Below are 13,527 nucleotides of genomic sequence, written 5' to 3' on the forward strand. Positions count from 1 at the left end.
GGCAGGGTCGAGCCCCCAGGGGTGGCAGGGCTGAGTCCCGAGGGTGGCAGGGCCGAGCCCCCCCGGGGGCGGCAGGGCCGAGCCCCCGGGGGGTCGTCACGGGGACGGGGTGGCTGGGGTGGGTTCCGGTTCGGGGACCCTGCGGCGGCGGCGTCGCTTCAGCAGGGCCCACGGCCCTCGCGGACCCGTCGGCATTGCCGCCGTGACCTCGGTGCCGGCCTCCGCCGCGGCCTCCGCCGCGGCCCGGGCCACCGGCAGGAAACCCTCGCGGCGGAAGGCGTCCGGCCGCTCCTCCTCCGCCGGCCACAGCCCCAGCGCCGCACAGACCGTAGGCAGCACCGCCATCGCCGCCGTGGCGTACCCCTCCGCCGAGGGGTGGTAGTGGTCCGGCCCGAACAACTCCCGCGGGTTCGCCTCGAACTCCGGCCCCAGCAGGTCGCCCAGCGACACCGTGCGCCCGCCCTGCTCGATCACGCCGATCGTCTGGGCCGCCGCCAGCTGGCGGGAGGCGCGCCGGGCCAGCCAGCGCAGGGGCTGCCCGACCGGCTCGATCGTGCCCAGGTCGGGACAGGTGCCGACGACCACCTCCGCACCGGCGGTGCGCAGCCGCCGTACCGCCGCGGACAGGTGCCGTACCGAACGGGTGGGCGGCATGCGCTGGGTGACGTCGTTCGCGCCGATCATGATCACGCACACGTCGGGCACCCGGCCCGCGTTGCCGAGGACCGCCGCGACCTGCCGGTCGAGATCGTCGGACTGGGCGCCGGGCAGCGCCACGTTGCGCAGCTTCACCGGCCGCTCCGCCACCGCCGCCAGCCCCGACGCCAGCAGCGCCCCCGGCGTCTGCCCCGCCCGGTGGACGCCCTGTCCCGCCGCCGTGGAGTCGCCGAGCAGCGTCAGCCGCAGCGCCTCCTCGCCGGGGACCGCGTACGCCCTGCCGTACAGACCGTCCGCGTGCGGAACACGCGGATGCGCCCCGTTGCCGTTCACATGGCGTCGCGCCAACTGCGCCTCCGCCAGCAGCAGCCCGACCACCGCCGCGCCGGCCAGACCGATCCCGCCTCCGCCGTAGGCCGCGCCGGCCGCGATGCGCCGGGCCACCCTTGCCCTGGACATGCTCGTCATGCCTCGACGCCACCTCCTCGTGTCCGTACACCCACTCCTTGCCCCGTACGGACCGTCGGCCAATCTCGACGGTGAGTGAACGTGCGGAGCACGCCTTAGGCTGGCGGGACCACTTCGACACAGTCTTTGCAAGCAACCGGAGACAACGGTGCATTTCCACGACTCGATGATCAGCCTCGTCGGCAACACCCCGCTGGTCAGGCTCAACAACGTCACCAAGGGCATCCAGGCCACCGTCCTGGCCAAGGTGGAGTACTTCAACCCCGGCGGCTCCGTGAAGGACCGCATCGCGCTGCGCATGATCGAGGCGGCCGAACAGAGCGGAGAGCTCAAGCCCGGGGGGACCATCGTCGAGCCGACCAGCGGCAACACCGGCGTGGGGCTGGCCATCGTGGCCCAGCAGAAGGGGTACAAGTGCATCTTCGTGTGCCCCGACAAGGTGAGCACCGACAAGATCAACGTACTGCGCGCCTACGGCGCCGAGGTCGTCGTCTGCCCCACCGCCGTCGACCCCGAGCACCCGGACTCGTACTACAACGTCTCCGACCGGCTGGTGCGTGAGACGCCGGGCGCGTGGAAGCCCGACCAGTACTCCAACGCCAACAATCCGCTCTCCCACTACCACTCCACCGGCCCGGAGCTCTGGGAGCAGACCGAGGGGCGGATCACCCACTTCGTGGCCGGCGTCGGCACGGGCGGCACCATCTCCGGCACCGGCCGCTACCTGAAGGAAGCCAGCGACGGCAAGGTCAAGGTCGTCGGCGCGGACCCCGAGGGCTCCGTCTACTCGGGCGGCTCCGGGCGGCCGTACCTCGTCGAGGGCGTCGGTGAGGACTTCTGGCCGACCGCCTACGACCGGACCGTCGCCGACGAGATCGTGCCCGTGTCCGACAAGGACTCCTTCCAGATGACGCGCCGTCTGGCCAAGGAGGAGGGGCTGCTCGTCGGCGGTTCCTGCGGCATGGCCGTCGTCGCCGCGCTCCGGGTCGCCGAACGGCTCGGCCCCGACGACGTGGTCGTCGTCCTGCTGCCCGACAGCGGCCGCGGCTACCTGAGCAAGATCTTCAACGACGAGTGGATGGCGGACTACGGCTTCCTCGAGGACGAGGGCCCCAGCGCCCGCGTCGCCGACGTCCTCAACGACAAGGTGCACGGCGCCATGCCCTCCCTCGTGCACATGCACCCCGACGAGACGGTCGGCCAGGCCATCGAGGTGCTGCGCGAGTACGGCGTCTCGCAGATGCCCGTCGTCAAGCCCGGCGCCGGTCACCCGGACGTCATGGCCGCCGAGGTCGTCGGCTCTGTCGTCGAACGCGAGCTGCTGGACGCCCTGTTCAGCAAGAAGGCCTCGCTCGAGGACCCGCTGGAGAAGCACATGTCGGCCCCGCTGCCGCAGGTCGGCTCCGGTGAGCCGGTCGGCGACCTGATGACCGTGCTGGGCTCGGCGGACGCGGCGATCGTCCTCGTGGAGGGCAAGCCCACCGGCGTCGTCAGCCGCCAGGACCTGCTGGCCTTCCTGGCCAAGGGCGGCAAGTGACGGCGAACGTCCGTTGAACCGCCGGTGCCGCGGCGGACGTTCGCGTTCATTCGCCGAACCGGCGGACTTCGCGGAAGTGGTACGAGCGCGTCACGTCCGCGCAGCACACGCTTAACACGCGTCCGGCACATTGGTGGGTGTCGGCAGGGCGGCGGAGGTACCTCCCAGGTGCGGAGCACCGGGAGAGCTCCGGCCCCGGCCGGCACCCGAACGGCGTCAAGGACCTCCGGAGCGGCTCCCGGACCTCCATGGACGCCACGGACGCGGGGGCCCGGCCCGACCCGGCCCGCGTCCCTCGCGGGGACCGCCGTCGTCCCGCCCCCCGATACGGGGGTGCGGCGGTCCCCGCGCACACCTCTCACGAGCCCGCGGCTCGCTCAGTCCTCCCAGCCGCCCTCGCGCGACCTGCCGCGCAGGCGCCCGCCGAACAGGCTCGGATCGGCGCGGACGGCCTGGACCACGTTGACGCCCACGATGCCCGCCCAGGTGACGATCAGGCCCGGCAGGTCGGCGTGGGCCGTGCCGATCGCGGACAGCGGGATCGCCAGCACCAGCGAGACGATGCCGAAGCCGAAACGCTCACCCCAGGAGTCCCGCTCCTCGGCTGCCCGACCGCCCCGGGCCGTCGCCACCTGCTGCTCCGCGAACTGACGGCGCACCCGGCGCTCGACCGCGCCGTCGATCCGCAGGTCCACCTTCTCCAGGAACGAGTCCACCAGCGCCGACTCGTACTCCTCCCCCAGCTCCCTGCGCGCTTTGAGGGCGGCGTCGAGCTCCTTCTTCAGCTCGGTGTCCTGTGCGTCCATGCTGGTCTCCCGTCCCGTCATGCCTCAACGGTAGGAACGGGCCGTGCCGGTGGCACTGGGGCTGCCCCCCGTCTTCGCCAGAAGCGGGCGGGAGCACCGGCGTCCGTCGCCTTGCCTGGCTGTATAGCGTCATGCAGAGTTCTGGGTGAGTGAATAGACGACCGGGTGCGGAGGGGGAGCGGCATGGGCGAGGGCGGCGGCGCGGACCGGGGGACGGGAGGCGGCATGGGGGAGAGTCCCGCAGGGCGGCTCCAGGCGCTGTTCGAGGGGCACCGGCTGACCCCGACCCAGCGGCGCATCGCGCACAGCATGGTGCGGCGCGCCGCCGACGTGCCGTTCCTGTCCAGCGTCGAGCTGGCCGAGCTGGCCGGGGTCAGCCAGCCCTCCGTCACCCGCTTCGCGGTCGCCCTCGGATTCGACGGCTACCCCGCCCTGCGCAGGCACCTGCGCGAGGTCGCGCCCGCCGAACAGCCCGTGGGCGGCGTCCCGTACAACGAGTACCAGCAGGCGGTCGAGGCCGAGATCGAGAACCTGCGGCACCTCGCGCAGGTGCTCGCCGACCCGAGGCCGGTGGAGCGGGCAGGGCGGCTCCTCGCCGCCTCACGGCCGCTGCCGGTGCTCGGCCTGCGCGCCGCCGCCGCCCAGGCCCACGGCTTCGCCTACTTCGCCGCCAAGGTCCACCCGGACGTACGGCTGCTGCACGAGGGCGGCACCATGCTGCACGACCGGGTCGACGCGGCCGTGCACGCGGGCGCCACCGCCCTGCTCTGCTTCGCGCTGCCGCGCCACCCCCGCGAGGTCGTCGACGCCCTCGCCTACGCCAAGGAGGCGGGGCTGACCGTGGTGACGGTCGCCGACTCCGCCTTCGCGCCCGTCGCCAAGGTCTCCGACCTGCTGCTGCCGGCCGCCGTCGGCACCGGCCTCGCCTTCGACACGGCGTGCGCGCCGATGCTGCTCGGGCGGGTGCTGCTGGAGGCGATGTGCGACGGCCTGCCGGAGGCCCAGGCCCGGCTGGAGGAGTTCGACGCCGGGGCGGCGGCGCGGGGGCTGTTCGTGGACTGACGGCATCACCCGGCCGTCCTGGACTGACGAACCGGCCCCGTCGTTCTCATGTCCGTCTCACGTTCCCTCGCTACCGTGCTCGACCAGCGTCATGCGTAAGGGAGTTGTCGAGGCGACGAGGAGGCGGGACGTGACACGCGGGGATCACAGAGCTCAGGGTCTGGCTCGGGTGGCCGTCGTCGTACGGGCGGGGGCCGGCCCGCTGTGGTGGGCCGGTGTGATCGCGGCCGGGGTCGGCGTCCTGCCGCCCGGCGTCACGGGCCGGCGGATCGGGGTGCCGGCCGGGGCGGCGCTGTTCCTCGTCGCCGCGGCGGTGGTGGCGCTGACGCGGCGCGGGCGGTACGCGGAACTCGCGCGCGACGCGGTCCGCGCGGGCCGGCACGACGTCCTCCAGGACCGCGCGGTGACCGTACGGCTGTGGCGCCGCGGGCACCGCTGGTGGCTCCTGCTCGCCTTCGCCGCCGCGCTGGGCAGCGCGTTCGCCGTGCCCGCCGCCGGCGGGCTGCTGCTCGCCGGGTGCGGTGCGGGGCTCCGGCTGAAGGCCGCCTGGCTCGGGCGACGGGAGCGGGCCGGGGACGTGTTGCTGTGGGTGCGGGTCGACCGGCTCTCCGCGAACGGCGGCCGTCCCGCCGGCAAGGCGGTCGAGGCCTACCGCAGCACGGGCATCGCGGCGGGCGACGCGGCCCCCGGTGGAGCCCGCCGCCGCACCGCGGCACTCGTGTAGGCGCTGCGCGCTGCTCAGACCTCCAACTCCTCCTCGATCTTGCGGAGCTGGTGGCGGGCCATCGCCAGGTTGGCCCGCTTGGCGTCCAGCACCAGGTAGAGGAAGAGACCGTTGCCGCCGCGACCGCTGATCAGCCGGATCAGGTGGTACTGGTCGGACAGCGTGATCAGGATGTCCTCGATCTGCGCCTTCAGCCCGAGGTGCTCCATGGTGCGCATCTTGGCGCGCACCACGTCGGTGTTGCCCGCGGCGGCCACATTGAGGTCGAAGGTCTTCCCGCCGCCCATGGTGCCCAGCGCCATGCCGCTGGTGTAGTCGACGAGCGCGACGCCGTTGGCGCCCTCGATGGTGGCCAGGGCTTCCTTCAGCGCGGTTTCGGTGTTGGCCATGGCTGGATCTCCTCGTTGTCCGTGATCTGTGGGTTCTGCCTGTGCTGGCTGTGCGGGCCGGGGTCGCCGGGCGGTCGGCCCGGCCGGCCGGTGGTCTGGCGGCGCGGGTTACGGCTCCGAGGGGGCGCCGCCGTCCCCGTCGGAGCGGGGGGCCCGGCGTCGACCAGCTCCCCGATGCGGACGCCGGCCCGGCGGGCCTCCAGGTGCAGCCGGCCGACGTTGACGCGGTCCTGCGCGAGCACCGTCAGCACGGCGCTCTTGCCCGCCGCGTAGGTGGCGACGTACCCGTACACCCCGCGCACGAGCAGCTCGCGGAAGTCGCCCTGCCCGGTCGCGTCCGCCATCCGCACCGCCACCCCGAGAGCCGTGGCGGTGAGCGCGGCCACGCTCTCGGCCTCCACGCCCGGTGTGTCGTGGGCCAGGACGAGCCCGTCCACGCCCGCCGCGAGCGCCCCGGTCAGCTGGGGCACCCGGGCCCGCAGCCGCCGCAGCTCGGCGCGGATGTCGGGCTCCGCCGCCATCAGCTCGCTCCTCTCGGCGCGCGGTCGCTGCCGTTCAAAGGGCCTCCAGCGCATCCCTGAGCCTCTTCAGCAACGTGATGTCGGGGTCGTTGACGCGGGGCAGGGCCAGGCCCGGCGCGGGGAGCGGGACGGGCGGCGGGAACTGGGCGGTGAGCAGCCCCGCCGCCGCCAGCCGGCGGACGTCCACCAGCGTCGCGAAGGCCTGCCGGCCCAGCTCGCGGGCGATGTCCGACGCGGTGCGCGCCCCGTCCACCAGCGCCAGCACCGCGCGCTGCCGGGCGGTGAGCCCCGGTGCGGCGACGGGCTCGGCCGGCAGCAGCGGCGCGCTGTCCGGCAGCGGGTCGGGCCACAGCCGGTCCAGCAGCTCGCGGCGGCGCAGCGTCTCGCGCTCCACCGCGGCCACCGGCACCGGCCGCAGGACGCCGAACCAGTTCCCGGGGCCGTAGCGGAAGCGGCCCGGTGCGCTGCTCGGGGCGAGGGCGAAGTACGCCGCGTCGAACAGCGCTCCCAGATGGCACAGTTCCAGCGCGCCCCGGCCGATCAGACCGGCCTCCAGCAGCAGCCCGGCGGCGCCCCGCTCCTCGTCGGCGTGTTCCACCGCGTCCCGCCAGACGCCGGGATCAAGCGTGCCGTGGGTCAGCAGCAGCACCTCCAGACCGGGGGAGTGGGAGCTCTCGGCGTGCACCACCCAGCCGTCGGCGAGGTAGATCGCGCCGCGCTCGCGCTCCAGGACGCCGGTGGCGCGCTCGGCCGCGAGGCGGCTCAGCATCGGGGAGACCCCGCCGGCGTGGTCGCGGGCCGCCGCTCTGTCCCGCACCGGCAGCCGGGGCGGCGGGGTGGTGTCCACGACCGTCATCCCAGCACCAGCCGTCCGGCCATCTCGCCCAGCCGGATCCGGGCCAGGGCGAGGTTGCCGTCCGGCCGGGCCAGCCACACGTGCAGGAACACACTGCTGTCGAAGGACGTCGGCACGAACCGCAGGACGTGGTAGCTGTCCCGGTTGCTGATGATCAGGTCCTCCACCGGCGGGTCGGCGTCCGCGTCCGTCTCCGGGGTGAACGCCCGTTGTTCGGCCGTGAGCCGTGCGACCTCCGCGGCCTCGGCGGCCGCCGCCTCGTGGTCGCCGCCCGGGAACTCCCCGACCGCGCCCAGGGCCAGCCCGCTGGTCCAGTCGACCAGTGCGGCCCCCCGGGCTCCGGGCAGGCGCATGGCCTCCAGGAGACACTCGTCGATTCCGGGCACCGTTGGCTCCCCTCCCGCCTGCGGTTCGGCTGAGTGAGGAAGAAGCTACGCAACGTGTCCGCGTGGAGGGAGTGTTCTGGCATTTTCCAGCGGAACATGCGCCCCGGTGACTAGTGTGGGTCGACTGACCCCGATTTCTCCCCGCCCGTTCAACACCGCGCCCGGGGCGTGCGCCAAGGGGGGTGCGGGGTTGCTGCGGGTGGTGAGTGGTGGTGCCGCGCGCCCCCTGTTTCCGTGCGCCCCGGTTGCGGCGCCACTCGTTTCCCGTCTTCCGGCGTCGTGCTTCCCGGCTCCTTCCTGCCCGGCCCGGGGGCTCCGTCATGCCGCCGGTGTGTTGACTAGTCCTATTCAGGCGTCCAGGATGTGAATAGACACAGCAACACTCCGCCGGGACCACCCCATCCGCAAGGAGGCAGACCATGTCAGGACCCCGCCCCGTACGAGCGCCCCGCGGTACGGAACTGAGCGCCCTGGGATGGCAGCAGGAAGCCGCCCTGCGGATGCTGCAGAACAACCTGGACCCCGAGGTCGCCGAGCACCCCGACAAGCTCGTCGTCTACGGCGGCACCGGCAAGGCGGCCCGTGACTGGCGCTCCTTCGACGCGATGGTCCGCACGCTCAGGACGCTCAAGCAGGACGAGACCATGCTCGTCCAGTCCGGCCGCCCCGTCGGCGTCATGCAGACCCACGAGTGGGCCCCGCGCGTCCTCATCGCCAACTCCAACCTCGTCGGCGACTGGGCCAACTGGGAGGAGTTCCGCCGCCTGGAGCAGCTCGGGCTGACCATGTACGGCCAGATGACCGCCGGCTCCTGGATCTACATCGGCACCCAGGGCATCCTGCAGGGCACCTACGAGACCTTCGCCGCCGTCGCCGCGAAGAAGTTCGGCGGGACCCTGGCCGGCACCGTCACCCTGACCGCCGGTCTCGGCGGCATGGGCGGCGCCCAGCCGCTCGCCGTCACGATGAACGACGGTGTGGCGATCTGCGTCGACTGCGACCCGCGCGCCATCGAACGCCGCATCGAGCACCGCTACCTCGACGTGAAGGCCGACTCGCTCGACCACGCCCTGCGACTGGCCGTCGAGGCGCGCGACGCCCGTCGCCCGCTGTCCATCGGCGTCCTCGGCAACGCCGCCGAACTGGTCCCGCAGCTCCTCGCCATGGGCGCCCCGATCGACATCGTCACCGACCAGACCTCCGCCCACGACCCGCTGGCCTACCTGCCCACCGGGATCGCCTTCGAGGACATGGCCGACGCCGCCGCCAAGGACCCGGCCGGCTTCACCGCCCGCGCGCGGGAGTCGATGGCACGGCACGTCGAGGCGATGGTCGGCTTCCAGGACGCCGGCGCCGAGGTCTTCGACTACGGCAACTCCATCCGCGGCGAGGCACAGCTCGCCGGGTACGAGCGGGCGTTCGCCTTCCCCGGTTTCGTCCCCGCCTACATCCGCCCGCTGTTCTGCGAGGGCAAGGGCCCCTTCCGCTGGGCCGCCCTGTCCGGCGAGGCCTCCGACATCGCCAAGACCGACAAGGCGATCCTCGACCTCTTCCCGGAGAACGAGTCCCTGGCCCGCTGGATCAAGCTCGCCGGCGAGCGCGTGCACTTCCAGGGGCTGCCCGCCCGTATCTGCTGGCTCGGCTACGGCGAGCGCGACAAGGCCGGCGAGCGGTTCAACGACATGGTCGCGAGCGGTGAGCTGGCGGCGCCGCTGGCGATCGGCCGCGACCACCTCGACTGCGGGTCCGTCGCCTCCCCCTACCGCGAGACCGAGGCCATGCTCGACGGCTCCGACGCGATCGCCGACTGGCCGCTGCTGAACGCCATGGTGAACGTCGCCTCCGGCGCCTCCTGGGTCTCCCTCCACCACGGCGGCGGCGTCGGCATGGGCCGGTCCATCCACGCGGGGCAGGTCTCCGTGGCCGACGGCACGAAGCTCGCCGGCGAGAAGATCCGGCGCGTGCTGACCAACGACCCCGGGATGGGCGTCATCCGGCATGTCGACGCCGGGTACGACATCGCGGAGTCGGTCGCCGACGAGCGCGGCGTGCGGGTGCCGATGCGTGAAGGTGATCCCTCGTGACGGAGCGCGGCGACTCCCTGTCGGAAGCCCGGCTCCCGTCCCCGGACGCGGGCACCGGCGCCTCCTTCCAGGACATGTGGCGGGAGCTGGCCGCCGTCGGGCGGCACCCCGCGTCAGGCGGCTACCGCCGTTACGCCTGGACCGGTGCCGACGCCGAGTGCCGGGCCTGGTTCCGGGCGCAGGCCGAGGCGCGCGGACTGACGTACGAGCTCGACCGCAACGGCAACCAGTGGGCCTGGCTCGGCGACCCCGCCGCCGGGGACGCCGTCGTCACCGGGTCGCACCTCGACTCCGTGCCCGACGGCGGCGCCTTCGACGGCCCCCTGGGCGTCGTGTCCTCCTTCGCCGCGCTCGACGAACTGCGCGGCCGGAACGCCCGGTTGGACAAGCCCCTCGCCATCGTCAACTTCGCCGACGAGGAGGGCGCCCGCTTCGGGCTGGCCTGCGTCGGCTCCCGGCTCGCCGCCGGGCACCTCGGCGTCGAGCAGGCCCACCGGCTGACCGACGGCGACGGCGTCACGCTCCCGCGCGCCATGGAGGCGGCCGGTCACGACCCCGACGCCATCGGACCGGACCCGGAGCGGCTCGCCCGCATCGGCGCGTTCGTCGAACTCCACGTCGAGCAGGGCCGCGCCCTCGACCTCAGCGGTGACCCGGTCGGCATCGCCGCCGCCATCTGGCCGCACGGACGCTGGCGCTTCGACTTCCGCGGCGAGGCCAACCACGCCGGCACCACCCGGCTGACGGACCGGCGCGACCCGATGCTCCCGTACGCCGAGACCGTGCTCGCCGCCCGGCGCGAGGCGCGGCTCGCCGGAGCCGTCGCCACCTTCGGCAAGATCGCCGTGGAGCCCAACGGCGTCAACGCCATCCCCTCCCTGGTGCGCGGCTGGCTCGACTCCCGCGCCGCCGACCAGACGAGCCTGGACCAGGTGCTCGCCGGCGTCGAGAAGGCGGCCCGGGAGCACGCCGCCGCCCACGGGGTCGACCTCGACGTCGTCCGGGAGTCGTTCACGCCCGTCGTCGAGTTCGACCACGCCCTGCGCGACGAACTCGCCCGCATCCTCGGCGAGAAGGCGGAGCCCGACCTCAAGGTGCCCGTCCTCGGCACCGGCGCGGGACACGACGCCGGGATCCTCTCGGGGAGCGTCCCGACCGCCATGCTGTTCGTGCGCAACCCCACGGGCGTCTCGCACTCCCCGGCCGAGTTCGCCGCCGAGGACGACTGCGTGGCCGGGGTGCGCGCACTCGCCGACGTACTGGAAGGGCTGGCCCACACGTGACCCCCGCACCGCCGACCCCCGGACAGCCGACGAAGACGTACTGGCTGGAGCACGCCTGGCTCGACACGCGCGTCGAGCCGGGCGTCGTCCTCCAGACGCGGGACGGCCGGATCACCGCCGTCCGCACCGACACCCCCGCCCCGCCGCCCGGCGCGGAGGTTCTGCGCGGCCTCACCCTGCCCGGCCTGGCCAACGCCCACAGCCACGCCTTCCACCGCGCCCTGCGCGGCACCGTCCAGGTCGGCTCCGGCACCTTCTGGACCTGGCGCGAGGTCATGTACACCGTGGCCGACCGGCTCACCCCGGAGACCTACCACCGCCTGGCCCGCGCGGTGTACGCCGAGATGGCCCTCGCCGGCATCACCGCCGTCGGCGAGTTCCACTACGTCCACCACGCCCCCGGCGGCACCCCCTACGCCGACCCGAACGCGATGGGCGAGGCCCTCGTCGAGGCCGCCGCCGACGCCGGCATCCGCATCACCCTCCTCGACACCGTCTACCTCTCCTCCGGCTTCGGACAGCCGCCCAACGCCCACCAGCTCCGCTTCAGCGACGGCAGCGCGGACGCCTGGGCCGAACGCTGTTCACTTCTCAAGGAACGGGATCACGCACGGATCGGTGCGGCCGTCCACTCCGTACGGGCCGTGCCCGCCGACCAGCTGGCGACCGTGGCCCGGTGGGCCGAGGAGCGCGGGGCTCCGCTGCACGTGCACCTGTCCGAGCAGACCGCCGAGAACGACGCCTGCCGTGAGGCCCACGGGTGCACGCCGACCCGGCTCCTCGCCGAGCACGGCGTCCTCGGCCCGCGCACCACCGGGGTCCACAACACCCACCTCACCGACGAGGACATCGCCCTCCTGGGCCGCTCCGGCACCGGCACCTGCATGTGCCCGACCACCGAACGGGACCTCGCCGACGGCATCGGCCCGGCCGCCGCCCTGCAGAAAGCGGGCTCGCCGCTCTCCCTCGGCTCCGACAGCCACGCCGTGATCGACCTGCTCGAAGAGGCCCGCGCGATGGAGCTGAACGAGCGCCTCCGCACCCGCACCCGAGGCCACTGGACCGCCGCCGCCCTGCTGCGCGCCGCCTCAGCCGACGGTCACGCGGCCCTGGGCCGCGACGACGCGGGCACGCTGGAGGCGGGGGCGGCGGCCGACTTCACGACGATCGCCCTCGACTCGGTCAGGACGGCAGGGCCGCTTCCGCGACTCGGGGCCGAGACGGCCGTATTCGCCGCGTCGGCAGCGGATGTGACGCACACGGTCGTGGCGGGGCGGCACATCGTGCGCGACGGGGTGCACCGTCTTGTGCCGGATGTGCCGCGGGCCCTCGCGGACGCCGTCGCAGCCCTGCGCGGATGACGCCCCGCCGACCGCTCCCGCGCTCCGCTTCCGCCCCCGACCCCCACCCCACCGCCGACCAGGCCAGCAAGGACGCCATGAGCAACGCGACGACCGTCAGCCCCGCCCACTCCGCGAGCACCGCGAGCACGCTCATCACCAACATCGCCGCCCTGGTCACCAACGACCCCTCCCTGAGTGACAGTTCTCCCCTCGGACTGATCCAGGACGCGGCCGTCGTCATCGAAGGCGACCGTGTCGTGTGGACCGGTGAATCAAGCAAAGCACCCGCCACTGACAATCGGGTCGACGCCGGCGGGCGGGCGGTGATCCCCGGCTTCGTGGACTCCCACTCCCACCTCGTCTTCGCGGGCGACCGCACCGAGGAGTTCAACGCCCGCATGTCCGGCCACCCCTACACGGCCGGCGGCATCCGCACCACCGTCGCCGCCACCCGCGCCGCCACCGACGCGGAACTGGAGGCGAACCTCACCCGCCATCTCGCCGAGGCGCTCCGTCAGGGCACGACGACCTTCGAGACGAAGTCGGGCTACGGCCTGACCGTCGAGGACGAGGCCCGCGCCCTGCGCCTCGCCGCCCGCCACACCGACGAGGTCACCTACCTCGGCGCCCACGTCGTCTCCCCCGAGCACGCCGACGACCCGGCCGCCTACGTCGCCCTCGTCACCGGCGAGATGCTCGACGCGTGCGCCCCGCACGCCCGCTGGATCGACGTGTTCTGCGAGAAGGGGGCCTTCGACGGCGACCAGGCCCGCGCGATCCTCACCGCCGGCAAGGCCAGGGGACTGCACCCCCGCGTCCACGCCAACCAGCTCACGTACGGCCCCGGCGTGCAGCTCGCCGTGGAGCTCGACGCGGCCAGCGCCGACCACTGCACCCATCTGACCGACGCCGACGTGGACGCGCTCGCCGCCGGCGACACCGTCGCCACACTCCTGCCCGGCGCCGAGTTCTCCACCCGCGCCGCCTGGCCGGACGCCCGCCGTCTCCTGGACGCCGGCGTCACCGTGGCCCTCTCCACGGACTGCAACCCGGGCTCGTCGTTCACCTCGTCCGTGCCCTTCTGCATCGCGCTCGCCGTGCGGGACATGCGGATGACCCCGGACGAGGCCCTCTGGTCGGCCACGGCCGGCGGAGCGGCGGCGCTGCGCCGCACGGATGTGGGCCGCCTCACGCCCGGCGCCTACGCCGACCTTGTCCTGCTCGACGCCCCCAGCCACGTCCACCTGGCCTACCGTCCGGGAGTGCCGCTGGCCTCCCAGGTCTGGCGCCGAGGCGCCCGCGTGGCCTGAGGCGCCCTTCGTCGCGCCCGGTGAGGCGCGCCTTGCGCGGCGGCCCGTGAACGCGGCTGTGCCCGGGCCGTCCCTCGTGGGACGTCCCGGGCACAGGCATG

General features: G+C 73.9%; 13 protein-coding genes. 7 read left to right on the plus strand and 6 right to left on the minus strand.

Going from position 1 to position 13,527, the window contains the following annotated elements:
* Nucleotides 1-96: 96 nt before the first annotated feature.
* Nucleotides 97-1,125: an SGNH/GDSL hydrolase family protein gene (locus EV567_RS21390; RefSeq protein WP_130442472.1), complete on the minus strand. Its 1,029-nt coding sequence runs from the start codon at nucleotides 1,123-1,125 to the stop codon at nucleotides 97-99.
* A gap of 148 nt (nucleotides 1,126-1,273) precedes the next feature.
* Here EV567_RS21390 and EV567_RS21395 point away from each other — a divergent pair, with 148 nt between their 5' ends.
* Nucleotides 1,274-2,662 carry a cystathionine beta-synthase gene (locus EV567_RS21395; protein WP_130442474.1) on the plus strand — a complete coding sequence of 463 codons (1,389 nt, stop codon included), beginning with the start codon at nucleotides 1,274-1,276 and terminating at the stop codon, nucleotides 2,660-2,662.
* 377 nt (nucleotides 2,663-3,039) lie between these two features.
* On the opposite strand, the gene EV567_RS21400 is transcribed toward EV567_RS21395, so the two are convergent.
* Nucleotides 3,040-3,468, minus strand: a complete 429-nt coding sequence (locus EV567_RS21400) for a hypothetical protein (protein WP_130442672.1) — start codon at nucleotides 3,466-3,468, stop codon at nucleotides 3,040-3,042.
* Between the two features lie 225 nt (nucleotides 3,469-3,693).
* Between EV567_RS21400 and EV567_RS21405 the strand changes: the two genes are divergently transcribed.
* A complete protein-coding gene (locus tag EV567_RS21405; protein WP_242620936.1) occupies nucleotides 3,694-4,530 on the plus strand; it encodes a MurR/RpiR family transcriptional regulator in 837 nt (278 codons plus the stop codon).
* A 169-nt stretch (nucleotides 4,531-4,699) separates the two neighbouring features.
* Entirely contained in the window at nucleotides 4,700-5,254 is a 555-nt protein-coding gene (locus EV567_RS21410; RefSeq protein ID WP_130442674.1) for a hypothetical protein, read from the plus strand.
* A 14-nt stretch (nucleotides 5,255-5,268) separates the two neighbouring features.
* On the opposite strand, the gene EV567_RS21415 is transcribed toward EV567_RS21410, so the two are convergent.
* Genes EV567_RS21415 through EV567_RS21430 form a run of 4 tightly spaced genes read right to left on the minus strand, consistent with a single transcriptional unit; the run spans nucleotide 5,269 to nucleotide 7,406 of the window.
* Nucleotides 5,269-5,643, minus strand: coding sequence for a hypothetical protein (locus tag EV567_RS21415; protein WP_130442478.1), 375 nt, complete (start codon nucleotides 5,641-5,643; stop codon nucleotides 5,269-5,271).
* Nucleotides 5,619-6,164: a roadblock/LC7 domain-containing protein gene (locus tag EV567_RS21420; protein ID WP_130442480.1), complete on the minus strand. Its 546-nt coding sequence runs from the start codon at nucleotides 6,162-6,164 to the stop codon at nucleotides 5,619-5,621. The genes EV567_RS21415 and EV567_RS21420 overlap by 25 nt, the downstream gene beginning before the upstream one ends.
* 34 nt (nucleotides 6,165-6,198) lie before the next feature.
* On the minus strand, nucleotides 6,199-7,020 hold the full coding sequence (locus EV567_RS21425) for a transcriptional regulator (RefSeq protein ID WP_130442482.1): 822 nt from the start codon (nucleotides 7,018-7,020) through the stop codon (nucleotides 6,199-6,201).
* Nucleotides 7,017-7,406 (minus strand): hypothetical protein, encoded by a 390-nt coding sequence (locus EV567_RS21430; protein WP_130442484.1) that lies wholly within the window; start codon nucleotides 7,404-7,406, stop codon nucleotides 7,017-7,019. The genes EV567_RS21425 and EV567_RS21430 overlap by 4 nt, the downstream gene beginning before the upstream one ends.
* A 419-nt stretch (nucleotides 7,407-7,825) precedes the next feature.
* On the opposite strand from EV567_RS21430, the gene hutU reads away from it, so the two are divergent.
* The 4 genes from hutU to hutI all read left to right on the plus strand — a co-directional run bounded on the left by hutU (nucleotide 7,826) and on the right by hutI (nucleotide 13,426).
* Nucleotides 7,826-9,490, plus strand: coding sequence for a urocanate hydratase (gene hutU, locus EV567_RS21435; RefSeq protein ID WP_130442486.1), 1,665 nt, complete (start codon nucleotides 7,826-7,828; stop codon nucleotides 9,488-9,490).
* 74 nt (nucleotides 9,491-9,564) lie between these two features.
* Nucleotides 9,565-10,773 carry an allantoate amidohydrolase gene (locus tag EV567_RS21440; RefSeq protein ID WP_130442677.1) on the plus strand — a complete coding sequence of 403 codons (1,209 nt, stop codon included), beginning with the start codon at nucleotides 9,565-9,567 and terminating at the stop codon, nucleotides 10,771-10,773.
* On the plus strand, nucleotides 10,770-12,134 hold the full coding sequence (locus EV567_RS21445; protein ID WP_130442488.1) for a formimidoylglutamate deiminase: 1,365 nt from the start codon (nucleotides 10,770-10,772) through the stop codon (nucleotides 12,132-12,134). Before EV567_RS21440 ends, EV567_RS21445 begins: the two co-directional genes overlap by 4 nt.
* A complete protein-coding gene (gene hutI / locus EV567_RS21450; protein ID WP_130442490.1) occupies nucleotides 12,131-13,426 on the plus strand; it encodes an imidazolonepropionase in 1,296 nt (431 codons plus the stop codon). The genes EV567_RS21445 and hutI overlap by 4 nt, the downstream gene beginning before the upstream one ends.
* Nucleotides 13,427-13,527: the final 101 nt, after the last annotated feature.

It is taken from the genome of Streptomyces sp. BK239, assembly GCF_004217285.1.
In the GTDB taxonomy this organism is placed as follows: domain Bacteria; phylum Actinomycetota; class Actinomycetes; order Streptomycetales; family Streptomycetaceae; genus Streptomyces.

Coding starts and splice junctions, on each gene's coding strand:
- EV567_RS21390 (WP_130442472.1), bottom strand. CDS start 1,125: ATGACGAGCATGTCCAGGGCAAGGGTGGCCCGGCGCATCGCGGCCGGC.
- EV567_RS21400 (WP_130442672.1), bottom strand. CDS start 3,468: ATGGACGCACAGGACACCGAGCTGAAGAAGGAGCTCGACGCCGCCCTC.
- EV567_RS21405 (WP_242620936.1), top strand. CDS start 3,694: ATGGGGGAGAGTCCCGCAGGGCGGCTCCAGGCGCTGTTCGAGGGGCAC.
- EV567_RS21415 (WP_130442478.1), bottom strand. CDS start 5,643: ATGGCCAACACCGAAACCGCGCTGAAGGAAGCCCTGGCCACCATCGAG.
- EV567_RS21420 (WP_130442480.1), bottom strand. CDS start 6,164: ATGGCGGCGGAGCCCGACATCCGCGCCGAGCTGCGGCGGCTGCGGGCC.
- EV567_RS21425 (WP_130442482.1), bottom strand. CDS start 7,020: ATGACGGTCGTGGACACCACCCCGCCGCCCCGGCTGCCGGTGCGGGAC.
- hutU (WP_130442486.1), top strand. CDS start 7,826: ATGTCAGGACCCCGCCCCGTACGAGCGCCCCGCGGTACGGAACTGAGC.
- EV567_RS21440 (WP_130442677.1), top strand. CDS start 9,565: ATGTGGCGGGAGCTGGCCGCCGTCGGGCGGCACCCCGCGTCAGGCGGC.
- hutI (WP_130442490.1), top strand. CDS start 12,131: ATGACGCCCCGCCGACCGCTCCCGCGCTCCGCTTCCGCCCCCGACCCC.